The sequence below is a fragment of the Diaphorobacter ruginosibacter genome, assembly GCF_014395975.1.
In the GTDB taxonomy this organism is placed as follows: domain Bacteria; phylum Pseudomonadota; class Gammaproteobacteria; order Burkholderiales; family Burkholderiaceae_C; genus Diaphorobacter_A; species Diaphorobacter_A ruginosibacter.
This window is the reverse complement of record NZ_CP060714.1, coordinates 4,254,401-4,280,548: the sequence shown is the minus strand read 5'-3', so window position 1 is coordinate 4,280,548 and position 26,148 is coordinate 4,254,401. Positions and strand designations below refer to the sequence as shown.

Sequence of the window (26,148 nt, the reverse complement as noted above, 5' to 3'; positions counted from 1 at the left end):
AGCATAGCCTACATTCGGCTCCATCGTCACCCCGACACCTTTGCAAGGAGCTTCACATGATCGTCTTTCATACCGCCAACACGCCCAATGGCCACAAGGTCGCCATTGCCCTGCAGGAACTGGGCATGCCGCACGAGGTCGTGCCTGTCGATCTCGGCAAGGGGGAGCAGCACCTTCCCGAATTCATCGCGCTGAGCCCCAACAACAAGATTCCCGTCATCGTCGATCGGCGCGACGACGGCAGCGGTGAGCAGGTGGTGTTCGAGTCCTGCGCCATCCTGATCCACCTGGCCGACAAGGCCGGCCGCCTGCTGTCGGGCGATCCCGTCCGGCGCAGCGAGACCTTGCAGTGGCTCTTCCTGCAGACCTCGAGCATCGGGCCCATGCTCGGCCAGCTCTGGTGGTTCCGCCACGGCACGAGCACCCGCAACGAGCAGGCGCTGGAACGCTACACGCGGGAGGCCAGGCGCCTGTACGGCGTCATCGAGCGGCGTCTTGCCGCCCATCCCTACATCGCGGGCGATGCCTATTCGATCGCAGACATCGCCATGTTCCCCTGGTTGCGCACCACGGAAGAACTGGGGCTGGACGTCGCGGAGTGGCCGCATGTGCAGGCCTGGCTGAGCAAGGTCGGCGAACGCCCCGCCGTGCAGCGCGGATTGGCGCTGCTGCAGCCGCAGATGGCCTGAGCCGCTGTCCCCGTTTCACGGAACCCCATTTTCCTTTGGAGAACCTCATGGAAGCCCTTCTGATCCCGGCATCGCTCATCGCGGGCGGCCTGCTCGCCGTGCAGGCGGGTGCCAATGCACAACTGTCCAAGGCCACCGGCAGCCCCTTTGCGGCGACCACGCTGCAGCTCTCGGTGGGCACGCTGGCGCTGATGGTGCTGGTGCTTTTCACCGGCACGCTGACCACGCTTGCCGCTCTGCCCGGGGTGCCCTGGTGGCATGCCGTCGGCGGGGTGGCCAGCGCGTTCTATGTCGTCTCCACGATCCTGCTGTTTCCGCGCCTCGGGGCCGTGGTGTCGGTCGGCCTCTTCATTGCGGGCCAGATGCTGGCCTCGCTCGCCCTCGATGTGGCCGGTCTGGCCGGTGGTGCGCCACGCGACATCGATGCGCCTCTCGCGATCGGCATGCTGGCCGTTCTGGCGGGTGCCGCGATCATCGTGAAGGGCCAGCCCGGTCAGCCGTCGCAACCCATTGCAGGCAAGGCTGGCTGGATTGCGCTCGCGTTGCTGGCGGGAGCGGTGCTGCCGGTGCAGGGCGTGGTCAACGGCCTGCTGCGCAACGACCTTGGTGCGCCCTTCGCCGTCGGCGCCGTGAGTTTCCTGGTCGCCACACTGGCCATGGCGGGTGTGCTGCTTTTCTCGGCACTCTTCCTGCGCACTCCCGCGCCCAGGCTGCAAGGCCTGCCAGCCATGCCCTGGTGGGGCTGGCTGGGCGGCTTCGCCGGGGCCATCTACGTCACCACCGTCTTCACGGCGATTCCGGTCATCGGTGCCTCGGCAGCCGTGGGGCTCACGGTGGCGGGCCAGCAGCTTGCCTCCGTCTTCGTCGACCGGCAAGGCTGGTTCCGCCTGCCCCGGCGCGAGGTCTCGCCACTGCGGCAGTTCGGTGTGGCGCTGCTGCTCGTCGGCGTGGCCATCATCAAGCTGCTTTGAACCTATCCCCGCATTCCCAGGAGATTCTCATGGACTGGATCCTCTTGCTTCTCGCCGGCCTGGTGGAAATCGGCATGGCCTTCGCCCTCAAGGCCGCCGCCGGGTGGACCCGGCCGGTGCCTGCCCTGCTGGGCCTGGGTGCGGCCATTGTCAGCATCGCCCTGCTCACGGCGGCGCTGCGCAGCCTGCCCATCGGCACCGCCTACGCCATCTGGACCGGCATAGGCGCCATCGGCGTCACGGTCGTCGGCATCGTGGTGTTCCAGGAAAGCGCCTCGCCGCTGCGACTGGCCTGCATTGGAATGATCTTTGCAGGGATCATCGGGCTGAAGTTGCAAGGGTGAGTGTCGGTATGAGGGCCTCTCTGGAGTGGCCATCTTGCGGCGGCCCGACAATGAAAAAAGCCACGCTGTGCGTGGCTTTTTCGATTGGTGGTCGTAGAGGGACTTGAACCTTCGACATCAGCATTATGAATGCTGCGCTCTAACCAACTGAGCTATACGACCCTGTTCATGCAACCCACAGGCTTGGAAGCGTACTTCTGAAAGTACTGAGGGCTGGAATCTGGTGGTCGTAGAGGGACTTGAACCTTCGACATCAGCATTATGAATGCTGCGCTCTAACCAACTGAGCTATACGACCGGAGACAAAGATTATAGCCCAGGAATCGAGAACACGAAAAATTTCATGGCGGATTGTGAGCGCCGCCATGAGTTTTTCCCGGTCGGGGCCGGTCAGATCCGGTCAAATGGGTCAGGTGTTGGTGAAGTTGGCCTTGCGCTTGTTCACGAAGGCATCCATGCCTTCCTTCTGGTCATTGGTGGCGAACAGCCCGTGGAACAGGCGGCGCTCGAACATCAGGCCATCGGAGAGCGAACTCTCGAAGGCGCGGTTCACGGTTTCCTTGGCGGCCATCACGGCGATCTGCGAGAAATCGCTGATCTGCAGCGCCGCGCCCAGGGTTTCCTCCATGAGCTTGTCCAGCGGCACGACGCGGCTCACGAGGCCCGAACGCTCGGCCTCGGCGGCGTCCATCATGCGGCCCGTGAGAGCCATGTCCATGGCCTTGGACTTGCCGATCGCACGCGGCAGGCGCTGGGTGCCGCCGGCGCCTGGAATCACGCCCAGCTTGATTTCAGGCTGGCCGAACTTGGCGTTATCGGCGGCGATGATGAAGTCGCACATCATCGCCAGCTCGCAGCCGCCGCCCAGCGCATAACCTGCCACGGCGGCGATCACGGGCTTGCGGATCTGGCGGATGGTTTCCCAGTTGCGGGTGATGTAGTCGTTCTTGTAGACGTCGGCAAAGCCGTACTTGGCCATGGCCACGATGTCGGCACCCGCGGCAAATGCCTTTTCGCTGCCGGTCAGGACGATGCAGCCGATCTTCTCGTCCGCATCGAAGGCGCGCAGCGCAGCGCCCAGCTCGTCCATGAGCTGGTCGTTCAGCGCGTTCAGCGCCTTGGGGCGATTCAGCGTGATGATGCCGACCTTCTCGGCTTCGGTGCGCACTTCAATCATTTCGTAGGCCACGGTTATCTCCAAAGTATCTAGTCAGTGGTGCAGGCGGAAAGCATTCACTATACCGAAGCAGGCCCGAAACCGGCTGGCGCCCCGGTGACGGTGCCCGCGCAAACGGAATCAAACGGCAGGAAGTGTGAACTATCTGTCAGAGTTTGGCGTCTTCGCGCAGCCAGTTCTTTGCCAGCTCCGCGTTGTCCACGTCCAGGCGCACGGTGTCGGGCTCGCCCGAGGAGGCGCCGGGCAGCGCGGCGGGCAGCGTGAGCGGCAACCGCAGCAGGCGGCGGTCGCGTGCGACCAGGGCCGTCACGCGCCTGGCATCGCCTGCGTAGAGGGTCAGGTCGTCGAGCTTGTGAAGGCGCCAGCCTTCGCCGCCCGCCAGTTCGATCCCGATCCACTCGTCGCCCGACATGAAGCCTGCCTGTTCCGCTGCGCCGCCGCCTAGCACGACCTTCACGGTGACGCCCGAGCTGCCTTCCTGCACGCGCATGCCCAGACGCTGCGCGGGGGCGCTCTTGTCGGCCGCGAGGCTGATGCCCTGGGTTGCAAGCAGTTCCCTGAGCGGCAGGTCATCGGTGCCGTAGGCCCAGCGGTGAATTTCGTCGCTCCAGTCCTTGCCGGTGAGCTTGTGCAGCACCTGCAGCACATCGTCCCGGGACATCGGGCCGCCCCGCGTACGCTGCCACAGTCCGCGCATCACATCGTCGAGCGTGGCCTTGCCGTGCCGGCGCAGGGCCAAGTCGAGGCACAGCGCCACGAGGGAGCCCTTGGTGTAGTAGCTCACCGTCGAGTTGGGTGTGTTCTCGTCCTGGCGGTAGTACTTCACCCAGGCGTCGAAACTGGCGTCGGCCACGGACTGCACGTGGCGTCCCGGGGTTTGCAGCACCTGGTTGATCGTCTTGGTGAGCAGGCGCAGATAGGTCGCATGGTCGATCAGCCCCGCGCGGCGCAGCAGCAGGTCGTCGTAGTAGCTGGTAAAGCCTTCGAAGAACCACAGCAGCTGGGTGTAGTTCTCGCTGTTGTAGTCATAGCGCCCGAACTCTGCGGGGCGCATGCGCTTGACGTTCCAGGTGTGGAAGTATTCGTGGCTGATCAGTCCGAGCAGCGTGTTGTAGCCCTCGGGGGCCTGCTTCTCGCCAGTGCGCGGCAGATCCCGGCGGCCGCAGATCAGCGCGGTGCTGTTTCGGTGCTCTAGTCCGCCGTAGCCGTCGTCCACCACGTTCAGCATGAACAGGTAGTGGGAGTGCGCGGCCTTGTTGTTGCCATGCCAGAAACGGATCTCGGCCTCGCAGATGCGGCGGGTGTCTTCCACGAGCCGCGCGCCGTCGAACGAGGCCGCGGCGCCGGCCACGACGATGCGGTGCGGCACGCCGCACGCGGTGAAGCGCGCGCTCCAGAACTTGCCCATCTCCACGGGGCTGTCGACCAGCTCGTCGTAGTGGGCGGCGATGTAGGTGCCGAATCCCGCACGGTTCACCTGCACTGGCGTGAGCGAAGTCGCAGCCTGCCATCCCTTGATGCGAGCGGGCGGCGCGATGTCGATGCCGTGCGGCCGGTCTTCCTGGCCCACGGCCCGCAGGCACAGGCTCGTGCCGTTGAAGAAGCCGCGCGACGCGTCGAGCCATGCGGTGCGCACCGAGTGGTCGTAGGCCGCCACCTGGTAGGTCAGCGTGAGGGGCTTGCCCCTGCCGCACTCGGCGATCCAGCGATGCTTGTCGAGCTGCCGCAGCGGCACGGGCCTGCCATTCTGCTGCGCGCTCAAGTGCTGCAGGTTCTTCGAGAACTCGCGCACCAGGTAGCTGCCGGGAATCCATACGGGCAGGGCCAGTTCCTGCTCGGCAGCGGGGCGTGCGACCACCATCGTCACGTGAAAGAGGTGGTTGTGCGGGTCGGTGGGCTCCACACGGAAGTAGACGGCAGGCGTGGCAGGCGTGGCAGACGTTGCAGGCGTGGCAGTGGTCATGGAGGGATTTCGTTCTGTGTCGATGGCTCACTATATGCGGCCGCGGCACCGGGAGATCAAGGGACGCGGCGAAGCCTGCGAAGGGGAATAGAAAAAGGCCGGAGCAGCGAGCACCCGGCCTGGTTCGTGGAGCGTGGATTCGCCGACGCACGGTGCGTCGACGGCTGCATCACTTGGACGCGGTGATCGCGTTGAGGCGCTTTTCCACTTCCTGCGAGCTGATGGCGCCCGGGACGCGTGTGCCGTCCTGGAAGATGATGGTGGGCGTGCCCGTGATCTTGTGCTTGCGGCCGAGCGCCAGGTTGCGCTGGATGGCCGCGGTGTCGCAGCTTGCGGACGGGGTGACCTTGTCGCGCAGCATGTGGTCTTCCCACTCCTTGGCGCGATCCTTCGAGCACCAGATGTTGCGGCTCTTTTCCGCCGAGTCGGGGCTCAGGATCGGGTAGAGGTACAGGTACACCGTCACGTTGTCGATGTTCTGCAGGTCCTTCTCGAAGCGCTTGCAGTAACCGCAGTTCGGATCCTCGAACACGGCGATCTTGCGCTTGCCGTTGCCACGCACGATGGTGAATGCATCGGCGGTGGGCAGGGCGTTGAAATCGATGGCGGTGAGCTTGTTGATGCGGTCTTCCGTCAGGTTGCGGCGCGCCTTGGTATCGATGAGCTCACCCTGGATCAGGTAGCTGCCCGTGGCATCGGTATAGAACACGTCGGTGCCCACGCGAACCTCGTACAGGCCCTTCATGGGCGTTGCGACCACTTCGTCGATGTTCTGCAGCTGGGGGATGCGCTCCGCCAGGGATTTGCGGATGGCGGCCTCCTGAGCAAATGCGCCGACGCCTGTCAGCAATGCGGCGCCTGCCAACAAGGTAGTGACTAGTTTCATGGTGGTTTTCATCAACTCAATGGTTTTCAATTTCAAAACATCAACGATGGCGGCAGGTCGCGGCGCAGGCCATGATCAGGGCCTGGGCGGCGGCTGCAGCCCCATGGCCTGCCGTGCGACCCATTCCTTGAACGGGCCACTCATCTCGAATCCTCGCATGCCCCAGTTGCGCAGTGTCTGCAGCGGCGATTCCCGGCGCGCGAACAGCTGCTGCAGCGCGTCCATGGTGGCGCCCAGCGGCAGCAGCGCGGACTTGCGTTCGCGCTCATACTGCCGCAGAAGGCGCATGTCGCCCACGCTGCGCCAGCCCTGGCGTTCGCCGAGAATGCGCGCAAGCGCAGCGACGTCGCCCAGGCCGATGTTCAACCCCTGGCCTGCGAGCGGATGCACCGTGTGCGCGGCATCGCCTGCAAGGGCCCAGTGCTGCCGATGCCCGTCGGCCGTGGCCATGTCGCCGCACCAGCGGCGCGCCTGCGCCTGCTGCAGCGGCCACGACGCACGCGGCGCGATCGACTCGAGAGTTCCGAGGCTGTATTCGCTGAGTTCCTGAAGCTTCTGCACGAACGGCGCATCATCGCTTTGCAGCCAATGCTGCGCCTGATCGTGGGGGATTGACCAGACAACCGCCACAGAGTTCCCCTGATCGCCTTCGAGCGGCAGAAATGCCAGGATGCTGCCATCCGCCGTGAACCATTGCCGTGCGATCTGGCTGTGGGGGCGCTCACAGCGCAGGCGCGTGGCGATGGCCGTCTGGCCGTAGGGGGTCACGTCGAACTCCACGCCGAACTCCGCGCGGCTGCTGCTGGCGCGGCCTTCGCAGACCACGGTGAGGGGCGCGGCCACGGGCTCCTTCACCACATCGACCAGGGGCTGGAAGCGCGTGGCGTCGGCCAGGCGCCTCTCCAGCGCGGGCACATCCACGATCCAGGCCATGGCCTCGGCGTGCTGGCGCCCGGCGTCGAAGGTGACGGCGCCGCCCTGGTCGCCATGCACCTGCATCTGCAGCACGGCGGTGGCGTGTTCGGGATCGGGCCAGCTGCGTACCGACTCCAGCAGGGTGCGCGAGGCCGTGTTCATGGCGTAAGCGCGCACATCGCTGTGCGACGGCGCGCGCGAACCCGCGGTGTCGACCAGTGCGACGGAAAGCCGCTCCCGCGCGAGCAGCAGGGCGAGCGTGCGGCCCACGATGCCTGCGCCGCGGATACAAACATCAAAGGATCGTTCAAATGATTGCGCCATACGGGAATTGTAGGAGGCGCGGCGGACCCTGTCGGCGAGCGTGCAGAATCCCCGTCTCGGCAGCGCGCGTCCACACGTTCCAAAGGATGCAGGGCGGCCCTTGCAAACGAAGGCTAGCGACATGAATTTCGAGACTGATCACGATCTGACGGGCACCATCCGCCATCTTTTCATCTACCCCATCAAGTCCTGCGCGGGCATTGCCGTCGAGGAGGCGCGGCTGGTGGAGAGCGGGCTGCAGTGGGATCGTGCGTGGATGGTGACGGACATGGACGGCGCGCTGCGCACGCAGCGTGAGCTGCCGCGCATGGTGCTCGTCCAGCCCGCGCTGGTGGGCGATGAGCTGGTGCTCAACGCGCCCGGCATGCCGGAACTGAGGCTGCCCACGGCCGTGCCATCCGGCGCGCAGAACGCACGGAACGCATCCACGCGCGCGCGGGTCTGGAGCGATACGGTGGACGCGCTCGACATGGGCGAGGAGGCGGCCGGCTGGTTCTCGCGCTACCTCGAGGTGCCCTGCCGCCTCGTGCGCTTCAACCCCGAATGTCGCCGTATCGTCGACAGCGACTGGACGGGAGAGGTCGAGGCCGTGACGCAGTTCGCCGATGGTTTCCCGCTGCTGGTCACCAGCACGGCGTCCATCGACGAGCTCAACCAGCGCCTGCAGGCGGCCCGCGAGCAGACTGTGGACGTGCGCCGGTTCCGTCCCAATCTGGTGATCGACGGCGTCGAATCGCATGACGAAGACCGCATCGACTCGCTCTATATCGAGGCGCAGGAGTCCCTGGTCGAGCTCCGCATGGCCAAGCCCTGCAGCCGCTGCCCGATGCCCGACGTGAACCCGGACAACGCGGCCGTGGGCACGCAGGTCAACGGCATGCTGCGCCAGTACCGCGCCGATCCGCGCGTGAACGGCGCGCTGACCTTCGGCATGAACGCGATCACGCTGCAGGGCGAGGGCCAGTGGCTGCGCGTGGGTCAGCGCGTGGGCGGGAACCTGAGCTTTGACTAAAGGCCGCCCGCCCGCTCCCGCGAAATTGCGCGTCAGTGCGCCGCCGGGCTGGCGATCTGCCCGAACCGACCGGTATTGAAGTCCGTGATGGCCTGCCGGATCTCGGCATCGGTATTCATCACGAACGGCCCGTAGCCGACCACAGGTTCGTCGATCGGCTCGCCCGCCAGCCACAGCAGGGTCACGTCGCCGTTGGCCTCGAGATGCACGCTGTCACCCTCGCGGTCCATGTGCACCAGTTGGCCCGAGCGGGCGATCTCCTCGCCATTGATCTGCACCGTGCCGTGTAGCACCACGAGCGCTAGCGTATGGCCGGGCTGCGCGGGCAGTTCCACCGACGCCCCGGCTTTGATCCGCACGTCCCACACGTTGATCGGCGTGAAGGTGCGGGCCGGGCCGCGTGCACCGGCATAGTCGCCCGCGATCACGCGCAGCTGTCCCGCGCCACCGGGCAGGTCGACCTGCACAATGTCCTTGTTCAGCAGGTTCTGGTAGGTGGGGGCGCTCATCTTGTCCTTGGCGGGCAGGTTGACCCAGAGCTGAACCATCTCGAACGGGCCGCCCTCGCGGGCATAGCGCTCGGAATGGAACTCCTCGTGCAGGATGCCCGAGGCCGCTGTCATCCACTGCACGTCACCGGGGCCGATGGTGCCGCCCGCGCCGGTGGAGTCGCGGTGCGCCACTTCGCCGTCATAGACGATGGTCACGGTCTCGAAGCCGCGGTGCGGGTGTGTGCCCACCCCCAGCCGCTGGGTGGTGGCGGGAAAGTGGTGCGGCCCTGCATGGTCGAGCAGCAGGAACGGGCTGAGGGCGCGGCCGTGGTCGCCGTAGCTGAACATCGAACGCACGGGAAACCCGTCGCCCACCCAGTGGGGGCGCGGTGCTTCGTAGACACCCAGAATCTTCTTGATGGCCATGCTTTTCTCCTGGTGCGGGGCCGGTGGCTCGTTGTGTTGCTTCGAGTGCTCCGGCGCCGTCGTTGAACATGGGTATAAGTATGGGGATGGAACGATGAATTGAGTAGACGCTAATATTCAGTCACAGAGTTCCATTTTTGAGACGATGACACACCCTGATCTCAATGATCTGTATTACTTCGCCCAGGTGGTGGAGCATGGCGGCTTTGCGCCGGCCGGGCGCGCGCTGGGCATTCCGAAGTCCAAGCTCAGCCGTCGCGTTGCGCAACTGGAAGAGCGCCTTGGCGTGCGGCTGATCGCCCGCTCCACGCGGCGCTTTGCCGTCACCGATGTCGGCCAGCGTTATTACCTGCACTGCCGTGCCATGCTGACCGAGGCGCAGGCGGCCGAGGAGTCGGTCGCGCTCACGCAATCCGAACCCGCGGGCGTGGTGCGCCTGAGCTGCCCCGTGGCGCTGCTGTCCATGCGGGTGGGCGCGATGCTCGCGAAATTCATGGCGCTGTATCCGCGCGTGGAACTGCACGTCGACGAGACGAACCGCCGCGTGGACGTGGTGGGCGAACGGCTCGACATCGCGATCCGGGTACGTCCGCCGCCGCTGCAGGACAGCGACCTTGTGCTGCGCGTGCTGGCCGAGCGGCGCCAGTGCCTGCTCGCGAGCCCGTCGCTGATCGCGCGCTGCGGAGAGGCAGCCGGCCCCACCGATCTGTCGCACTGGCCGTCGCTCGACATGGGTATGCCGCAGGGGACGCACCGCTGGGTGCTGCGGGGCCCCGGCGGCGAGCGTGCCGAGGTGCGACATTCGCCGCGCCTGGTCACCCAGTCCATGCAGGCGCTGATCGAGGCCGCGGTGCAGGGCGTCGGCGTGGTCCAGTTGCCGCGCATGCTGGTGACCGAGCAGTTTCGCCGGGGCGAGCTCGTGCAGGTCCTTCCGGGCTGGGAACCACGGGAGGAGATCGTCCACGCCGTTTTTGCCTCGCGCCGCGGGCAGCTTCCGGCGGTGAGGGCGCTCCTGGATTTCCTTGCCGAGGAATTCAAGTCGCTCCACGAGGACTGAGCCCCCGAAGGTCGCAGGCAGGCAGCGGGGATTCGGTGATCGGTACAATTGACACCAGTTTCCCCAGGCAGACCGAGGATCACGTCCTCCTGGTGTCCGATCCATCCACCCGGGCCGACGCAACGCGGCTTGCGGCAGGAGTGATACGAGTCGGGCTTCCGCGCGGCGCCGGCATTCGGACAGATGGTGCTCAAGGGGTTGATTTACAAAGGAATTTCCATGAGCCTCAAATGCGGCATCGTGGGCCTGCCCAACGTGGGCAAGTCCACTCTTTTCAACGCGCTGACGAAAGCCGGCATTGCCGCCGAGAACTATCCGTTCTGCACGATCGAGCCGAACACCGGCGTCGTGGAAGTGCCCGATCCGCGCCTGAAGGACCTGGCGAAGATCGTCGAGCCCGAGCGCGTGGTTCCTGCGATCGTCGAGTTCGTGGATATTGCCGGCCTGGTGGCGGGCGCATCCAAGGGCGAAGGCCTGGGCAACCAGTTCCTCGCGCATATCCGCGAGACGGACGCCATCGTCAACGTGGTGCGCTGCTTCGAGGACCCCAACGTGATCCACGTGGCCAACAAGGTGGATCCGATTGCAGACATCGAAGTCATCCAGACCGAGCTGTGCCTGGCCGACCTGGCCACGGTGGAAAAGGCCTTGAATCGCTACAGCAAGGCCGCCAAGTCGGGCAATGACAAGGAAGCCGCCAAGCTGGTGTCGCTGCTCACCCCGATCCAGGCCGCGCTCGACCAGGGCAAGCCCGCGCGCACCGTGCCGGTGAGCAAGGAAGATGCGCCGCTGCTCAAGTCGTTCTGCCTGATCACCGCCAAGCCCGCAATGTTCGTGGGCAACGTGTCGGAAGACGGTTTCGAGAACAACCCGCTGCTCGACAGCCTGAAGGCCTACGCCGCCGCACAGGGCGCGCCCGTGGTGGCGATCTGCGCCAAGATCGAGGCCGAAATGTCGGAGATGAGCGATGAAGACCGCGACATGTTCCTCGAGGAAATGGGCCTCGAGGAACCGGGCCTGAACCGCCTGATCCGCGCCGGCTTCAGCCTGCTGGGCCTGCAGACCTACTTCACCGCCGGCGTGAAGGAAGTCCGCGCCTGGACCATCCACGTGGGCGATACCGCCCCACAGGCGGCCGGTGTGATCCACGGCGACTTCGAACGCGGCTTCATTCGCGCGCAAACCATCGCCTTCGACGACTTCATCCAGTACAAGGGCGAACAGGGCGCGAAGGACGCGGGCAAGATGCGTGCGGAAGGCAAGGAATACATCGTCAAGGATGGGGATGTGATGAACTTCCTGTTCAACGTCTGACCGGGATCTGAAGGGAGCGCGCTGCTGCGCGTAGACCATCGCGCCAGCATGAGCCGCCCACGGTTCGTGCTGGCGTTTTGCATTTGAAGACCCATCAAACCCGCTATTCTTGCGGCTTCTCACCATGGAGGCATTCCAAACATGAAGCCGCAATTTCGACGCTGCGCCATCGCCCTGGGTATCACGCTGGGCATGGCGCTGATGGCAGCACCGGTCACCCATGCCGAGACGCTGAAGAAACCTGCGCTGGACGCGATTGTTGCCGCGCAGGCGGTGCCGTCTTCCACCAGCTTTGCGCAGTTCCTGAACCAGGTTGCGCAGCAGAACCCCGGCGTGGCGCCCGCCGTGGCGCGCTATGCACAGGGGCAGGCGCTGCAGGGCGATGATCTGGTCAATATCGCGCGCCTGCTGGGTCTCTACACGCGGCTGACGCAGGAGAGCCAGGTGCTCGCGAGCGTCGAGCAGATGGTGGAACTGCCCACCGTGCGCGATGCCAAGATTCCGCCGCACGAGCACCCGGCGATCGTTGGATTCGGTGAGCTCGTCGAGAAGATGTCCAAGGACTTCGGGCTGCAGTTCCGCAATGTGGACAACCGCATCTTCGAGGTGACCTTGCCGGGCTCGGGTGCGGAGGAGTTCGGCATCCTCACGCACGCCGACGTGGTGCCCGTGGTGCCGGCGGAGTGGGTGATCGAGGGCCGGCAGATCGATCCGTTCAAGGTCACGCGCATGGGCGACCGGCTCTATGGCCGTGGCACCATTGACGACAAGGGATCGATCGCCACCGTGCTCTACGCGATGAAGGCGGTGAAGGAGGCGAAGCTGCCGCTTGCGCGCAGCATCCGCCTGATGATCGAGACCACCGAGGAGACCGGCGGCGATGCGATGAAGTACTACCGCGAGAAGACCAAGCTGCCCGAGCACAACATCGTGCTCGACAGCAAGTATCCCGCCGTGGTGGCCGAGAAGGGCACGGGGGCGATCAAGGCGTTCTTTGCCGACGTGAAGCCCGACGCGCAGCAGCCGGCGATCACGGCGATGGCGGGCGCAGCCTCGTCCAATGCCATTGCGCAGACCGCCACGGCGACCATCGAGGCGGGCGATGCCGAGGCCCTGGCCCGGGTTGCTCAGAAGCTGCAGGCCGCGAAGGATGGTTTTGTCGACGGCCACCAGAAGCTCGGAAAATTCGGCATCGACATCGTGCCCGGTGCCCACAAGATCGATATCAAGGTGACCGGGGCATCGGCCCACGGCTCGCGTCCGGAAGAAGGCGTGAACCCGGTGCCGCGCATGGCGCTGTTCGTGCAGCAGGCCCTGCTTGCCGAAGGCGAAAAGCCGCTGCTGCAGGGCAACCAGTACACCGACGCGATCCGCTACATCAACGGTGTGTATGGCCTCGACTATTTCGGCAATGCGCTCAAGCTCGCCTATGCGGACGATTTCATGGGGCCGCTGACGATCTCGCCCAACTTCATCAAGGCAGCGAACGGCCAGTTGGAGGTCACGGCCAATGCGCGCATGCCGCGCGGCAAGTCGCCCGAGCAGTTGAAGGCCGAGGTGGAGAAGGGCATTGCCGGCTGGAGTGCGGCCGCCAAGATACCGGTGAGGATCGACTACACCCAGGGCAACTGGATGGCGCGCGATCCCAAGGGGGCGTGGCTGGCGACGTTGCTGAACATCTTCGGCGACACCACCGGCCTCGATGCCAAGCCCGTGCCCACGGCCGGCAGCACCACGGCCAAGTTGATGCCCAATGCCATCAACTTCGGCCCTGCCATGCCGGGCAAGAAGTACACGGCGCACAACGCGCTGGAATACAAGGAACTGCCCGACCTGCAGGCCGACATGCAGATGTTCACCGAGATGCTGGTGCGCATCGGCAATCTGCAGCAGATGCAGTAAGTAGCTGTCAGGCGACCGCTGCATCGGCGGCAAGACGGACGACCTGCCTGGCATCCAGGCAGGTCGTCCGTACTTCAGGGTGCGGACGGTGCTTGTCAGAACTCCACGTTCGCGGAGATCCAGAGCCTGCGGCCCTCGAGCATGTTGTTGTAGAGGTTGGAATAGGTCTTCACGCCGCCTGCGTTGTCATAGCTTGCGTAGCGCAGGAAGTCCTTGTCGAACAGGTTGTAGATCGCCGCGTTGATGCTGACCTGCTTGTTCACGCGGTAGTTGCCGCCGATGTGGAACTGCGAATAGGCGCGGTAGTTGCCCAGCGCCGCACGCGCCTTGTCGTCCTCGCGGTAGCGCGAGCTGCGGTATTCGGCGCGCATCCAGGTGCTGAACTGCGGCGTCACCTTCCAGTCGAGTTTGGCATTGAGCATGTGCTTGGGTGTGTTGTAGAGCGGGTCGCCGGCGGATGCGCCGCTCTTTTGCACGCTGCGCGTGAAGGTGTAGTTGGTCGTTGCGCTGAGGCTGGTGGTGATCGGCAGGCGCGCGCTCAGCTCGAGGCCCTTGGTTTCGGCCCGGTCGACATTCACCGATTGCGCATAGGTGTCCACGGCGGGCCAGCTGCCGTAGTCCACGCAGCCCGGGCGGTTGGGCTGGGGCGCCCAGCTGCAGTTGAGCAGGCCCTTGCCCTCGGCGATCTTGTCCTTGAATTGGTTGAAGAACAGCGTGCCGCCGAACACCGATCCGCGCTGGTTGTCATACACCGACCCCAGCTCGAACGAGGTGCTGGTTTCCGGCTTGAGGGTGGGCGTGCCGATGGTGGGACGCGTACCCTGGGCGGTGAAGCCCGTGATGCCATCGGCCAGCTGGTCCAGGCGCGGCGTCTTGAAGCCCCGGCTCACGCCACCCTTGACGGTCCATTGGTCCGTGGCGTTCCACACGGCATACGCCCGCGGGCTGAAGTTGCCGCCGAAGCGGTTGTGATGGTCGTAGCGCGCGCCGAGCGTCAGCGTGGTGTTGGGCAGGATCTGCCATTCGTCCTCGCCGAAAACTGCCCATTGCTTGTGCGTATACGGGGCCGGAGCAACGCCGTCCACCATCTTCGCGTTCCAGTGCTGCGCGCCGACGGTGGCGAGATGGCTGTTGCCGAGCGCGGTGACGTACTTCGCGTCGAGGATGGTGTTGGTGGATTCCAGGTCGCGGCTGCTGCCAGGCTGCTTGCCGGGCGTGCCGTTCGGGATGGTGCGGCCCAGCGTTTCGGTGGTGTTGCGCGTGAGGGCCGTTTCGAGGCGACCGCCGCCGATCCTGGCGTTGTAGGCCAGCACGGCCTGATCGCGGTTGAAACGCATCTCGGGCGCGTAGCCCTGCACGCCGAGCGTGCCGAGCTGGCCCCGGGAGTTGTCATAGGTCTGGCGTGAGGTGTCCAGATCGAGGTAGAGCTCGTGGTCCTGGGCCGGCAGCAGCGTGAGCCGCGTGCCGAGCGTGCGGATGTCGGCCTTCACGGCGCTCGGGCCGCGCAGGCTGATGGTGGCATTGCCGGCATCGCCCGTGGGCTCGAGCTCGGATGCCTCGCGATGCCAGGTGCTGGCACGCACGGTCAGCCCGAGCATGTCCTTGCGGATCGGGCCGCTCAGGTAGACATTCGCGCCGTAGTTGCCGCCTCTGCGATCGTCGGACTGCAGCGTGCCGTTGACGCTGGCCGACCCTGTCCATTCCTTGCCGACCTTGCGCGTGATGATGTTGATGACACCGCCCATGGCGTCGGAGCCGTACAGCGTGGACATCGGCCCGCGGATCACTTCGATGCGCTCGATCGCGGACGGGGGTGGCAGAAAGCTCGTGGAGGTCTCGCCGAAGCCGTTGGGCGTGACATTGCCCGCAGCGTTCTGGCGGCGGCCATCGATCAGCACCAGCGTGTATTCGCTGGGCATGCCGCGGATGCTGATGTTCATGCCGCCGGTCTTGCCCACGTCGTTGCCGACATCGATGCCCTCCACGTCGGCCAGGGCTTCGGCGAGGCTGGTGGTGCGCTTGCTCTCCAGTTCCTCGCGCTTGATCACGGTGATGCTGGCGGGGGCTTGCCTGAGTTCCTGCTCGAAGCCCGTCGCGGAGACGACGACCTCGCTCAGTTCGGCGGAAGGGCCGGTGGCCTGGGACCATGTGGCGGCGGGCGCGAAGCAGGCTGCGGCAGCCAGGGCCAGGGGAACAGGGCGCGGCAGGCTGGCGCCGCGCGGCATGCGTGATGGCATGGAAAACACTCCAGAGAAAAAGACAGGGGGTAACGGAAGACCGTTGGCAAACCGTCCAAGTCGTGCGCTCTGAAATGCTTTGTGTATGCGATGCTGACCCGTTGAGGCGGGTGGAATATATAGCAATAAGAATGATTTGTATTTGAATTCAATCAAGATTCCGGAGATTGGATACTTCCATCCGATGAATGCGAGTTTCGTGTTATGAGGGTGGTCTCTGAACGAATGGGGCGCCTGGCAGTGACATGCGTCGATCTGATGCATGCAGAGGTTCCCCGGCTCGTCAATCTACTCCCGGCCGGACGACGGGCGGCATGTGATAATTTTCGACAGCCATTCACCGGCGCAGCCGCCCGCAGACAGATCCCACGCCCCTTGACGCACAAAGACCCTCATTCCGTACAAGCCGACCTGGTGGCGGTGCTGGTCGCCGTGACGGCGGGGCAGCCACGCGTGCTCACCACGCAGGACGGCATCACGCTGCCCGCGGGGCCTTTCACGGCGGGGCATCGGTCGCTGCAGGCCAGCCTGCGTGAGTGGGTGGAGAGCCAGACGCATCACCCGCTGGGCTATGTGGAGCAGCTCTATACCTTTCCCGACCGTGATCGCTCGGAGGCGCTGGGCACGCGCGCCATCTCCATCAGCTATCTGGGCCTCACGCGCGAGGTCGACGACAGCGGCAGGGCGCAGCCGGGCTGGCACGACTGGTATCGCTATTTCCCCTGGGAGGACTGGCGCAGCGGCGAGCCCGCACTGGTCGCCAAGGTGATTCTTCCGCGCCTGCGCGAGTGGAGCCGCGGCGCGGCGGATGCTGCCTCGAAGAAGCTGCGCGCACAGCGCGTGGCGGTGATGTTCGGGCTTGATGACAACGCCTGGAACGAGGAACTGGTGCTGCAGCGCTACGAACTGCTGTTCGAGGCCGGCCTCGTGGAGGAGTCCCGCCGCTACGGCATCCACTCATCGCGCGACGTGCTGCTTCCCGGAGAGGGCATGGGGCACGATCACCGCCGCATCCTGGCGACGGGTATTGCACGGTTGCGCGCCAAGATCAAATACCGGCCGGTGGTGTTCGAACTGATGCCGCCCGAGTTCTCGCTGCTGCAGCTGCAGCAGGCGGTCGAGGCACTGGCGGGACGCGATCTGCACAAGCAGAATTTTCGCCGCCAGATCGAGCAGCAGGCCCTGGTCGAGGAAACCGGTCAGATGGCCCTGGGCGGTTCGGGCCGTCCGGCCAAGCTGTTCCGCTTCCGGCGCAACGTGATCCTCGAACGCGCAATGTCGGGCAACAAGCTTCCGTTGGCACGAGGCTGAAGACGGCGGCTGCTTTCCATTCCAATGCTGGCAATGGGGATGATGATCCTGTCGTCTCATCGATTTGTGCTCATAATCAGCATAAGTTCATGGCGCGCCGCGCTTCCTTTTTTTGGCAAAATATACTCAAAATGAGCATTAAAGACATCAAGGCCCTGCCCATTCCCCCGCTGCCCGACGTGATGCTGGAGCCATTGGTGCGCATGGCGCTGCTCGAGGACCTGGGGCGTGCGGGAGACCTGACCACCGACACCATCGTGCCCGCGGATGCCAGGGCCGAGCTGCGGCTGGTGGCTCGCCAGGAAGGCGTGCTCGCGGGCATCGATCTGGCGCGCATCGCCTTCACGCTGATGGACGCGCGCACCGAGTTCTCGCCCGGCTGCGCGGACGGGACCTTGCTGCAGCCGGGTACGGAGATCGCACGCATTCGCGGTTTCAGCCGGGGGATGCTGAGCGCGGAGCGCACGGCACTGAACTACCTGTGCCACCTGAGCGGCGTGGCCACGGCCACGCATTCGATCGCGCAGGCGATTGCCGGCACGGGAGCGCGCGTGACCTGCACGCGCAAGACCATGCCGGGCCTGCGTTCGCTGCAGAAGTATGCGGTGCGCGTGGGCGGCGGAAGCAACCACCGTTTCGGCCTCGACGATGCGGTGCTCATCAAGGACAACCACATCGCGCTGGCTGGCGGCATCGAGAGTGCCGTGGCGCGCGCGCGTGCCGGGGTCGGCCACATGGTCAAGATCGAGCTGGAGGTGGACACGCTCGCGCAGCTCGAAGCGGCGCTTGCGCTGGGCGTGGATGTGGTGCTGCTGGACAACATGAGCCTTGATGACCTGCGCTCGGCGGTTGCCATGGCAAAAGGCAAGGCCATCACCGAGGCGTCGGGCCGCATCACGCCAGAAACGGCACCCGCCGTGGCGGCGACCGGTGTCGACCAGATCGCGGTCGGCTGGCTCACGCACAGCGCGCGCGTGCTCGACATCGGCCTCGATGCGTGATTGCGAAGGACGCCCTCGCTCCCCTCATGCCGAGATCGCACATATGCTCCAAGGAGAGAAGACGGTGCTGAAGCGACGGTTTTCATGGATGGTGCTGGCATTGGTTGCCGCGTTGCTGGCCGCCGGGGTCTGGGCGTCACGCACGGGCCGGGCGGCGGTGCGTTTCGAGAAACCGGTCACCATCGTCGTGACGTTTCCGCCCGGCGGCGGAACCGATCTGCTTGCGCGGCGCCTGGGCGCGGCGATGCAGGAGCGGCTGGGGCAGACGGTGGTAGTGGAAAACCGTCCCGGGGCCAGCGGCAACATCGGTGCGCGCTACGTGGCGGAAGCGGCGGCCGATGGAACCACCCTGTTGATGGTGAACAGTTCGTTCGCGATCAACCCGGGGGTGTACCAGCACCTGGACTTCGATCCTCGCAAGGACTTTGCCGCGGTGGTCAATGCGGGCACCATCGCCTCGGTGCTGGTGGTGCCGCAGGCGAGCGGCTATCACTCGCTGGCGGACCTCGCACGCGACCTGCAGGGGCAGCATGGCGCGCTGCTGCCGTTCGCCTCGTGCGGCAACGGCACGCCCCAGCACCTGGCGGGCGAGATGATGGCCCGCGCGCTCGATCTTCGGCTGCAGCACGTTCCCTACAAGGGCTGCGGGCCGGCCATCACCGACGTGGCATCGGGGCAGGTGCCGCTCGGCATGGTGACGGCCAGCAGCGCGGCCCCCATGATCGAGGCCGGCCGCGTGCGTGCGATTGCGGTGACGTCCGTGCACCGCCTCGCGCAGTTGCCGGGCGTGGCCACGGTAGCGGAGCAGGGCGCGCCAGGATTCGAGGCGCAGCAATGGCACGGCCTGCTCGCGCCCGCTGCCACGCCCGTGCCGGTGATCGAGCATCTGCATGCCGTGCTGGCCGCGATCCTGCGCGATCCCGCCATGCAGCAGTCGCTGCAGGCGCAGGGATATGTGCAGCAGGAGCAGAGTCCTCAGCAATTCGGACGATTGATTGCATCCGACATCGATCGCTATGCCGATCTGAGCCGGCAGCTGGGTTTGCGAGTGGATTGAGGCGGCCCGAGCGCGAGTGGCTGTAACGCTCTGCGTCGGGACACGAATGCGTCACCTGCCTGCGTGATAATGCGCCCGCTTTCGAGGGTGAAACGAGACTGGAAACGGGCGCACATGACAGGAAAATTCCAACGACACAACGGGGCCGCGTGTCTGTCGACGGCGGCAATGCTGGCGCTGCTGACGCTCGGCGCGCCCGATGCGCGGGCCGCGCGCCCGATGATCACCGATGATGCACGCGTCGTCGATCCCAAGGCCTGCCAGGTCGAGAGCTGGGCGCGCCGCAACCAGGACGGCACCAACGAATTCTGGGCACAGCCCGCCTGCAATTTCACGGGCAACCTGGAGGTGACCGTGGGCGGTGCAGTCACGCGCGAGAGCGGGGGATCCACGCGTGGTTCGGCGCAGGTGCTGCAGGGCAAGACCCTGTTCAAGCCGCTTGATGCCAACGGCTGGGGCTGGGGTCTTGCGCTGGGCACGATGCGTGATCCGGGTGCCGGAGGTGGTCGCAACTGGTATGGCTATGTTCCCGCGAGCTTTTCCTTCCTCGATGACCGATTCGTGCTGCATGCCAATGTGGGCTGGCAGCGCGACCAGGGCACGCGGCGAAACCACGTCACCTGGGGACTGGGCAGCGAGGCGCAGCTCAGCGAACGCACCTTCCTGATCGCCGAGACCTTCGGCGCGGCGGACGGCAAGCCGCACTACCAGATGGGCGTGCGCTACTGGCTGGTGCCGGAGCGGGTGCAGGTCGACACCACCTACGGCAACCGCTTCGGCGGCGGAGGGGATCGCTGGATCTCGGTGGGGCTTCGCCTGCTGTCGCCGGCATTCCTGCCCTAGGGAGCCTCTGCAAAACTCCCTGCCATCGTCTGAACGCGGCCTCGGGCGATCCGCGTCCAGCCGATTGGCGAGGGTCTTGCAGAGGCTCCCTAGCCTTCCGCAGCCCCGGTCCTTCAGATGGACACCGCGTGCAGCAGCACGGTCGTCATCACCAGGTAACGCAGGAACTTGCCGATCGCCATGTAGCCTGCGCAGGGCCAGAACGGCAGGCGCATCCATCCGGCCACGGCGCACAGCGGGTCGCCCACCACCGGCAGCCAGCTCAGCAGGCAGGTCTTGGCCCCGAAGCGGCGTAGCCAGATGCGCACGCGGCGCTCGGTGCGCGTGAGTTCGCGCGGCGGCTTGGCGTCGTGGGTCAGCTCCGGATGCCCGGCGAGGCGCCGCCGCCGGGCGGCGTCCCAGGCCTTGTGTGCGCCGAGGCCCATCCACCAGCTCACCATGCCGCCGAGCGTGTTGCCGGCGGTCGCCACCAGCACCGCGGGCCAGAACAGGTCCGGGTTGAGCTTGATGAGGCCGAACACCGCCGGCTCCGAGCCAAGCGGCAGCAGCGTTGCCGAGATGAACGACACCAGAAACACCGTGCTCAGCCCGAATTGGGGCAGGGCAAGCCATTCCAGCAGTTGATGCAGCCAGATTTCCATAGGGCTTCAAGTGTAGGGCCGGCGCCATGTCCCTCCCCTGTGGGGAGGATGCCCAGTGGGTGCCCGCCGTCAAGCGGGAGCCCCACCATCCGCGTTGGCCTTGTCGGTATTCCCGTTTGCCTAAAATTTGGGCAGGTATAATCGCGCCTCTTTTCAAGCGCATTGCCGCATTTTTCAGCACACTCCCCTATGTCCGCCCTGCACATCGGCCCTATTCCATTGGCAAACAACCTGTTTGTTGCGCCAATGGCGGGTGTCACCGACCGGCCTTTCCGCCAGCTCTGCAAGGCGCTGGGTGCGGGCTACGCGGTCAGCGAGATGGTCACGTCGCGCAAGGATCTGTGGAACAGCCTGAAGACATCGCGCCGCGCGAACCATGAGGGTGAACCGGGGCCGATCTCCGTGCAGATTGCCGGCACCGATGCCGAGATGATGGCGGAGGCCGCGGTCTACAACATCGAGCGTGGCGCCCAGATCATCGACATCAACATGGGCTGCCCGGCCAAGAAGGTCTGCAACAAATGGGCGGGTTCCGCGCTCATGCAGAACGAGAAGCTGGCCGTGGAGATCGCCCAGGTCGTGGTCGAGGCGGCCGTGCCCTACAAGGTGCCGGTCACGCTCAAGATGCGCACGGGCTGGTGCGACGAACATCGCAATGCCGTCACGCTGGCGCGCGCCTTCGAGGGCGTGGGCATCCAGATGCTGACGGTGCACGGCCGCACGCGCGAGCAGGGCTACAAGGGGTCGGCCGAGTACGACACCATCACGGCGGTGAAGAATGCCGTGGGGGTGCCGGTGGTCGCCAACGGTGACATCGACAGTCCCGAGAAGGCGCGCGACGTGCTTGCCATCACCGGGGCCGATGCCGTCATGGTGGGGCGTGCGGCGCAGGGCAGGCCCTGGATCTTTCGGGAAATCGGGCACTTCCTCGCGACGGGCGAGCATCTCGCGCCGCCGCTGGTGGCCGAGGTGCGCAAGCTGCTGCTCGACCATCTGCAGGATCACTACCAGCTCTACGGCGAGCTGACCGGCGTGCGCAGCGCGCGCAAGCACATCGCCTGGTATGTGCGCGCGCTGCCCGGCGGCGATGCCTTGAGGCAATACATCAACACTTTGGATGACTGCGCTGCGCAATGGCGTGCGGTGGCCGACTACTTCGATGCGCTGGGCGCACGGATGGATCGCCTGCCGCGCGTTGAAATTGCGCCATCGACTGACGCAGCATTGGAATTCAGGGAATCGACCCATGAGCAAGAACAACATTGAAGAGTCCGTTCGCGAGAGCCTGCAAAGCTATTTCCGCGATCTGGATGGGGAGTCTCCCGACGGCGTGTATGACATGGTCATCCGCCTGGTCGAAAAGCCGCTGCTGGAGGTGGTGATGACCCACGCCAACGAGAACCAGTCGCGTGCGGCGGAATGGCTGGGCCTGAACCGCAACACGCTGCGCAAGAAGCTTGTGGAGCACAAGCTGCTGTGAGCTGAAAGAACCACACACCGCGGCCGCTGCCCGGCGACGCGGAAAGATCTTGCAGCGAGCGGCCTGCAAGGTCGTCCACGATCCATTGACTTGAACCTTCGCTGTACAAAATGAAAGCACTGATCTCCGTCTCCGACAAAACCGGCATCGTCGAATTTGCGCAAGCCCTGCACAACCTCGGCGTGAAGCTGCTGTCCACTGGCGGCACCGCCAAGCTGCTGGCCGACAAGGGCCTGCCCGTGACCGAGGTGGCCGAAGTCACGCAGTTCCCAGAGATGCTGGATGGCCGCGTGAAGACGCTGCACCCCAAGGTGCACGGTGGCCTGCTTGCGCGCCGCGACCTGCCCGAGCACATGGCGGCTCTCCAGGAGCACGGCATCGACACCATCGACCTGCTGGTGGTGAACCTCTATCCCTTCGAGGCCACCGTTGCCAAGGCGGGCTGCACGCTGGCCGACGCCATCGAGAACATCGACATCGGCGGTCCCGCGATGGTGCGCTCCGCCGCGAAGAACTGGAAGGACGTGGGCGTTGTGACGGCCGCCGACCAGTACGATGCCGTGCTGGCCGAGCTGAGGGCGGGCGGCAAGCTGTCCAACAAGCTGCGCTTCGAGCTCTCGGTGGCCGCGTTCAATCGCATTTCCCAGTATGACGGCGCGATCTCCGACTATCTGTCGTCGGTGAAGTTCGAGGACGAGAAGCTGTCCGAGGAATACGTGCCCGAGCGCACCGCATTCCCCGGCCAGGCGAATGCCCAGTTCATCAAGATCCAGGATCTGCGCTACGGCGAGAACAGCCACCAGCAGGCCGCGTGGTACCGCGACCTGTACCCGGCCCCCGGCTCGCTCGCCACGGGCGTGCAGCTGCAGGGCAAGGAGCTCTCGTACAACAACATCGCCGACGCCGATGCCGCATGGGAATGCGTGAAGAGCTTCGACGAGCCGGCCTGTGTGATCGTCAAGCATGCCAACCCCTGCGGCGTGGCCGTGGGCAAGGATGCACACCAGGCCTATGCCAAGGCCTTCCAGACCGATCCGACCAGCGCGTTCGGCGGGATCATCGCGTTCAACCGCCCCGTGGACAAGGCCGCTGCCGAAGCGGTGTCCAAGCAGTTCGTCGAAGTGCTGATGGCGCCCGAGTTCAGCGCCGAGGCGCTCGAGATCTTCAAGGCGAAGGTCAACGTGCGACTGATGAAGATTGCCTTGCCCCAGGGCGGCAAGACCGATTGGGACAACGGCCGCAACGCCGTGGAATCCAAGCGCGTGGGCTCGGGCATCCTGCTGCAGTCGGCGGACAACCACGAATTGCAGCTGGCCGACCTGAAGATCGTCACCGTGAAGCAGCCCACGCCGCAAGAGCTGCAGGACCTGCTGTTCGCCTGGAAGGTGGCGAAGTTCGTGAAATCCAACGCCATCGTGTTCTGCAAGAACGGCATGACCATGGGCGTGGGCGCGGGCCAGATGTCGCGCCTTGATTCCGCGCGCATCGCATCGATCAAGGCCGAGGCGGCCAAGCTCACGCTCCAGAACACGGTCGTGGCGAGCGATGCGTTCTTCCCGTTCCGCGACGGCCTGGACGTGGTGGTGGATGCGGGCGCTACCTGCGTCGCCCAGCCCGGTGGCTCGATGCGCGATCAGGAAGTGATCGACGCGGCGAACGAGCGCGGCGTGGCCATGGTGTTCACCGGCGTGCGTCACTTCCGTCACTGATCTTCCCGACGTGACGGATAGCTACGACGAAGACGATGTGCCCCGCCGCCCCAGGTGGATTGGCTGGGCGATCGTGATCTTCATGGCGCTGATCGCATTCGGCGTGCTCAACGTGGGCTGGCTCATCATGCGCCCCACGCCCGCCGCCGATGCGATGAAATCCATGCTCGAGGCGCGGCCCGAGCTCGCTGCCGGCAAGGCACTCATCGAGGGTTCGGACTGCATGCGCTGCCACGGAATGCAGCGCCATTTCGTGGGCCCGTCCTTCGAGGCGATCTCGGCCCGGTATGCGGGGGAGGCTTATGCAGTGGAGCACCTCGCACGCCGGATCCGCGAAGGCAGCGTAGGCATCTGGGGCAACGTGATCATGCCGCGCCATCCGCAGATCACACCGGAACAATCGCAGCAGATGGCGGCCTGGGTGATGGCGGTGCCGCCCGCCGCCCCCGAGGCGGCCAGCCAGGTCAGGCCTTGACCAACTCGCCGGGGCGCCCGGCGAGTACCTTCCAGCTGGCATCGGCACTGGCCTTGTAGGTGGTGCTGGTCACCGTATCCACATAGATCCATTGTGATGTGCAGGCCTCGGACGTTGCCGTCACGATCATGTAGCCGCGTCGTGCCGTGTCGCAGTAGCGCAGGTCGGGGATCAGCGTCTCGAGGGCATTTTTCAGGACCGGCGGCTCGATGGACAGGTTGGCGTCGAAGCCCGGCGAGCTCACCGATGCCGTTGCAAACTCGACTCCCACGGCGGCGCCGCCCTGTGTCTTGAGCACGCTGGCCCAGGCGTTGTGCGTGTCCCCCGAGAGCACCACGAGGTTCTTGCCGAGCTGCTGGCTCATCGCGAGCACGCGTTCCCGCGCCGCTGCGTAGCCGTCCCAGGCGTCGAGGTTGTAGGGGATGCTCGGCTGCGCGAGCACGGCCTTGTCCGCTGCAGTGAGCTGCTCTGGGCGGGTCCGCGCAAGCGTTGCGATGCGCAGATACTCACCCACCGAGACGCCGCCTGGCAGGCCCATGAAGCCGAGCAGCAAGGGCGCGGGCACGTTCATGCGGCCCATCACGACCTGCTGGCCGAGCACCTGCCAGGTCGCCCTGGAGGCCGCCATGCCCTGCTGCAGCCATGCGGTCTGCGTGCTGCCCATGAGCTCGCGTGCCGGGTCGCCGAGCGCGGCCTGCAGCGTGGCAGGCAACTGCGCTGCGGGCACACTGAGCAGCTTGGCGTAGTCGAGCTGCTGGTCGCGGCCGATGACGCGTGTGTCCAGCATGTGCAGCGCAAGCAGGTCGCCGAAGGCAAAGCTGCGGTAGATGATCTCCGCACGGCCCACGCGCGTGGGCATCCACTCGTGGTACGCCTTGATCGCGGCGGCCTTGCGCACCGCGAAGTCCCCTTCGGCCGATGGCTGGTGGTTTTCGGCGCCATCCCTCCAGGTATCGTTGCAGATTTCATGGTCGTCCCAGACGGCAATCATCGGCATCTGCGCATGCAGCTTCTGCAACTGCGCGTCGGTCTTGTACTGCGCGTGGCGCAGCCGATAGTCCTTGAGCGTGACGGTCTCATTGACCGGATCGACCACGCGGCCCATGGCGGCGGCCTGCGGCGAGGCATAGACGCCTTTTTCGTATTCGTAGATGTAGTCGCCCAGGTGAACCGCCGCGTCCACGTCGGCATGTGTCGCCGCGTCGCCGTAGACGTTGAAGAAGCCTTGCGGGAAATTGGCGCATGAGAACACGGCCAGCTTGACCTGCTTGACGGCGCCCTGCGGCAGCGTCTTGGTGCGGCCGACCTGCGAGGCCTGCGTGGCCACGCGAAAGCGGTAGTAGTAGACCGATGCCGGCTGCAGGCCCGCGACGTCGACCTTGACGGTGTAGTCCTGGTCCACCGACGTGCGGGCCTGGCCCTGCGCGACGATGCGCTGAAAACCATTGTCGCTCGCGACTTCCCACTGCACGGCGATGTCGCCCACGAACACGCTGACGGGCGAGACGCGCGTCCACAGGATCACGCGGTCGGTGAGCGGATCACCGCTGGCGACCCCATGCAGGTACTGGACCTGGGGGTCGGTGCCATTGTCGGAGCCACCCCCGCCGCAGGCCGCGAGCGTGCCGCTCAGGCCGGCGGCTGCGCCCCAGGCGAGCTGCCGGACGAAGGTGCGTCGGCTCGTAGAGGACGCTGCCGGGGATTGTTCGATGAGATTGATGAGACGGTTCGGCCGCATGGCATGGACGGGTTGGAGTTGTACTCCGACCAGTCTTGCAATGCGCGATGACACCGTCATGAAGCGCCGACCGGCCGGCCCGTCGCGATCTTAGAAGAATGCGGCGGCCGGCGGGGTGTTGTGCGGGAAGGGCTTCCCCGTATTGCTCCTCACGGAGTGCTGTCATGCACTCCGCAGACCCACGT

At 65.6% G+C, this 26,148-nt stretch carries 23 protein-coding genes and 2 tRNA genes; 15 read left to right on the top strand and 10 right to left on the bottom strand.

The window, feature by feature from the left end; translation table 11 throughout:
- Positions 1 to 56 precede the first annotated feature (56 nt).
- The 3 genes from H9K76_RS19400 to H9K76_RS19390 are packed head-to-tail and all read left to right on the top strand — an operon-like array spanning position 57 to position 2,004.
- Positions 57 to 689 (top strand): glutathione S-transferase family protein, encoded by a 633-nt coding sequence (locus tag H9K76_RS19400; protein ID WP_187596928.1) that lies wholly within the window; start codon positions 57 to 59, stop codon positions 687 to 689.
- A gap of 47 nt (positions 690 to 736) precedes the next feature.
- Positions 737 to 1,660: a DMT family transporter gene (locus tag H9K76_RS19395; RefSeq protein WP_187596927.1), complete on the top strand. Its 924-nt coding sequence runs from the start codon at positions 737 to 739 to the stop codon at positions 1,658 to 1,660.
- Positions 1,661 to 1,689: 29 nt separating this feature from the next.
- Positions 1,690 to 2,004, top strand: a complete 315-nt coding sequence (locus tag H9K76_RS19390) for a DMT family transporter (protein WP_187596926.1) — start codon at positions 1,690 to 1,692, stop codon at positions 2,002 to 2,004.
- An 85-nt stretch (positions 2,005 to 2,089) separates the two neighbouring features.
- On the opposite strand, the gene H9K76_RS19385 is transcribed toward H9K76_RS19390, so the two are convergent.
- The 6 genes from H9K76_RS19385 to H9K76_RS19360 form a co-directional block, all read right to left on the bottom strand.
- A tRNA-Met gene (locus H9K76_RS19385) sits at positions 2,090 to 2,166 on the bottom strand.
- A 59-nt stretch (positions 2,167 to 2,225) separates the two neighbouring features.
- Positions 2,226 to 2,302: transfer RNA gene (locus H9K76_RS19380), tRNA-Met, on the bottom strand.
- 111 nt (positions 2,303 to 2,413) lie between these two features.
- A complete protein-coding gene (locus tag H9K76_RS19375) occupies positions 2,414 to 3,193 on the bottom strand; it encodes an enoyl-CoA hydratase (protein WP_187596925.1) in 780 nt (259 codons plus the stop codon).
- Positions 3,194 to 3,329: 136 nt separating this feature from the next.
- Positions 3,330 to 5,144 (bottom strand): M61 family metallopeptidase, encoded by a 1,815-nt coding sequence (locus H9K76_RS19370; RefSeq protein ID WP_187596924.1) that lies wholly within the window; start codon positions 5,142 to 5,144, stop codon positions 3,330 to 3,332.
- A gap of 169 nt (positions 5,145 to 5,313) precedes the next feature.
- Positions 5,314 to 6,030: a DsbC family protein gene (locus H9K76_RS19365; RefSeq protein ID WP_187596923.1), complete on the bottom strand. Its 717-nt coding sequence runs from the start codon at positions 6,028 to 6,030 to the stop codon at positions 5,314 to 5,316.
- 75 nt (positions 6,031 to 6,105) lie between these two features.
- Positions 6,106 to 7,269: an FAD-dependent monooxygenase gene (locus tag H9K76_RS19360; RefSeq protein ID WP_246475162.1), complete on the bottom strand. Its 1,164-nt coding sequence runs from the start codon at positions 7,267 to 7,269 to the stop codon at positions 6,106 to 6,108.
- Positions 7,270 to 7,390: 121 nt separating this feature from the next.
- Between H9K76_RS19360 and H9K76_RS19355 the strand changes: the two genes are divergently transcribed.
- Complete coding sequence (locus tag H9K76_RS19355) at positions 7,391 to 8,281, top strand: MOSC domain-containing protein (RefSeq protein WP_187596921.1); 891 nt, start codon at positions 7,391 to 7,393, stop codon at positions 8,279 to 8,281.
- Positions 8,282 to 8,313: 32 nt separating this feature from the next.
- Here the strand turns inward: H9K76_RS19355 and H9K76_RS19350 are convergent, their stop codons facing one another.
- Positions 8,314 to 9,192 carry a pirin family protein gene (locus H9K76_RS19350; RefSeq protein WP_187600744.1) on the bottom strand — a complete coding sequence of 293 codons (879 nt, stop codon included), beginning with the start codon at positions 9,190 to 9,192 and terminating at the stop codon, positions 8,314 to 8,316.
- A 151-nt stretch (positions 9,193 to 9,343) separates the two neighbouring features.
- Here H9K76_RS19350 and H9K76_RS19345 point away from each other — a divergent pair, with 151 nt between their 5' ends.
- The 3 genes from H9K76_RS19345 (at position 9,344) to H9K76_RS19335 (ending at position 13,471) form a co-directional block, all read left to right on the top strand.
- Positions 9,344 to 10,255 carry a LysR family transcriptional regulator gene (locus H9K76_RS19345; RefSeq protein WP_187596920.1) on the top strand — a complete coding sequence of 304 codons (912 nt, stop codon included), beginning with the start codon at positions 9,344 to 9,346 and terminating at the stop codon, positions 10,253 to 10,255.
- Positions 10,256 to 10,474: 219 nt separating this feature from the next.
- Complete coding sequence (ychF, locus tag H9K76_RS19340; RefSeq protein WP_187596919.1) at positions 10,475 to 11,569, top strand: redox-regulated ATPase YchF; 1,095 nt, start codon at positions 10,475 to 10,477, stop codon at positions 11,567 to 11,569.
- Between the two features lie 141 nt (positions 11,570 to 11,710).
- Entirely contained in the window at positions 11,711 to 13,471 is a 1,761-nt protein-coding gene (locus tag H9K76_RS19335; protein ID WP_187596918.1) for a dipeptidase, read from the top strand.
- A 95-nt stretch (positions 13,472 to 13,566) separates the two neighbouring features.
- Here the strand turns inward: H9K76_RS19335 and H9K76_RS19330 are convergent, their stop codons facing one another.
- Complete coding sequence (locus H9K76_RS19330; protein ID WP_187596917.1) at positions 13,567 to 15,708, bottom strand: TonB-dependent receptor domain-containing protein; 2,142 nt, start codon at positions 15,706 to 15,708, stop codon at positions 13,567 to 13,569.
- A 375-nt stretch (positions 15,709 to 16,083) separates the two neighbouring features.
- Here H9K76_RS19330 and H9K76_RS19325 point away from each other — a divergent pair, with 375 nt between their 5' ends.
- The 4 genes from H9K76_RS19325 (at position 16,084) to H9K76_RS19310 (ending at position 19,920) form a co-directional block, all read left to right on the top strand.
- Complete coding sequence (locus tag H9K76_RS19325) at positions 16,084 to 17,019, top strand: NUDIX hydrolase (protein WP_187596916.1); 936 nt, start codon at positions 16,084 to 16,086, stop codon at positions 17,017 to 17,019.
- Positions 17,020 to 17,150: 131 nt separating this feature from the next.
- Complete coding sequence (gene nadC / locus H9K76_RS19320; protein ID WP_187596915.1) at positions 17,151 to 18,020, top strand: carboxylating nicotinate-nucleotide diphosphorylase; 870 nt, start codon at positions 17,151 to 17,153, stop codon at positions 18,018 to 18,020.
- Between the two features lie 43 nt (positions 18,021 to 18,063).
- Positions 18,064 to 19,077 carry a tripartite tricarboxylate transporter substrate binding protein gene (locus H9K76_RS19315; RefSeq protein WP_425489626.1) on the top strand — a complete coding sequence of 338 codons (1,014 nt, stop codon included), beginning with the start codon at positions 18,064 to 18,066 and terminating at the stop codon, positions 19,075 to 19,077.
- Positions 19,078 to 19,191: 114 nt separating this feature from the next.
- Entirely contained in the window at positions 19,192 to 19,920 is a 729-nt protein-coding gene (locus H9K76_RS19310) for a hypothetical protein (RefSeq protein WP_425489625.1), read from the top strand.
- 113 nt (positions 19,921 to 20,033) lie between these two features.
- On the opposite strand, the gene H9K76_RS19305 is transcribed toward H9K76_RS19310, so the two are convergent.
- A complete protein-coding gene (locus H9K76_RS19305; RefSeq protein WP_187600741.1) occupies positions 20,034 to 20,549 on the bottom strand; it encodes a YqaA family protein in 516 nt (171 codons plus the stop codon).
- A gap of 201 nt (positions 20,550 to 20,750) precedes the next feature.
- Between H9K76_RS19305 and dusB the strand changes: the two genes are divergently transcribed.
- From dusB to H9K76_RS19285, 4 genes are all read left to right on the top strand, one after another.
- Positions 20,751 to 21,827 (top strand): tRNA dihydrouridine synthase DusB, encoded by a 1,077-nt coding sequence (gene dusB, locus H9K76_RS19300; protein WP_187596914.1) that lies wholly within the window; start codon positions 20,751 to 20,753, stop codon positions 21,825 to 21,827.
- Positions 21,808 to 22,041 carry a Fis family transcriptional regulator gene (locus H9K76_RS19295; RefSeq protein ID WP_187596913.1) on the top strand — a complete coding sequence of 78 codons (234 nt, stop codon included), beginning with the start codon at positions 21,808 to 21,810 and terminating at the stop codon, positions 22,039 to 22,041. The genes dusB and H9K76_RS19295 overlap by 20 nt, the downstream gene beginning before the upstream one ends.
- Positions 22,042 to 22,151: 110 nt before the next feature.
- The gene (gene purH / locus H9K76_RS19290; RefSeq protein ID WP_187596912.1) at positions 22,152 to 23,750 is read left to right on the top strand and encodes a bifunctional phosphoribosylaminoimidazolecarboxamide formyltransferase/IMP cyclohydrolase; all 1,599 of its coding nucleotides are present in this window, start codon (positions 22,152 to 22,154) and stop codon (positions 23,748 to 23,750) included.
- A gap of 10 nt (positions 23,751 to 23,760) precedes the next feature.
- Entirely contained in the window at positions 23,761 to 24,225 is a 465-nt protein-coding gene (locus tag H9K76_RS19285; RefSeq protein WP_246475161.1) for a c-type cytochrome, read from the top strand.
- Here H9K76_RS19285 and H9K76_RS19280 read toward each other — a convergent pair.
- On the bottom strand, positions 24,215 to 25,963 hold the full coding sequence (locus H9K76_RS19280; protein WP_187596911.1) for an alkaline phosphatase D family protein: 1,749 nt from the start codon (positions 25,961 to 25,963) through the stop codon (positions 24,215 to 24,217). The two genes, H9K76_RS19285 and H9K76_RS19280, sit on opposite strands and share 11 nt — an antisense overlap.
- Between the last annotated feature and the right edge of the window lie 185 nt (positions 25,964 to 26,148).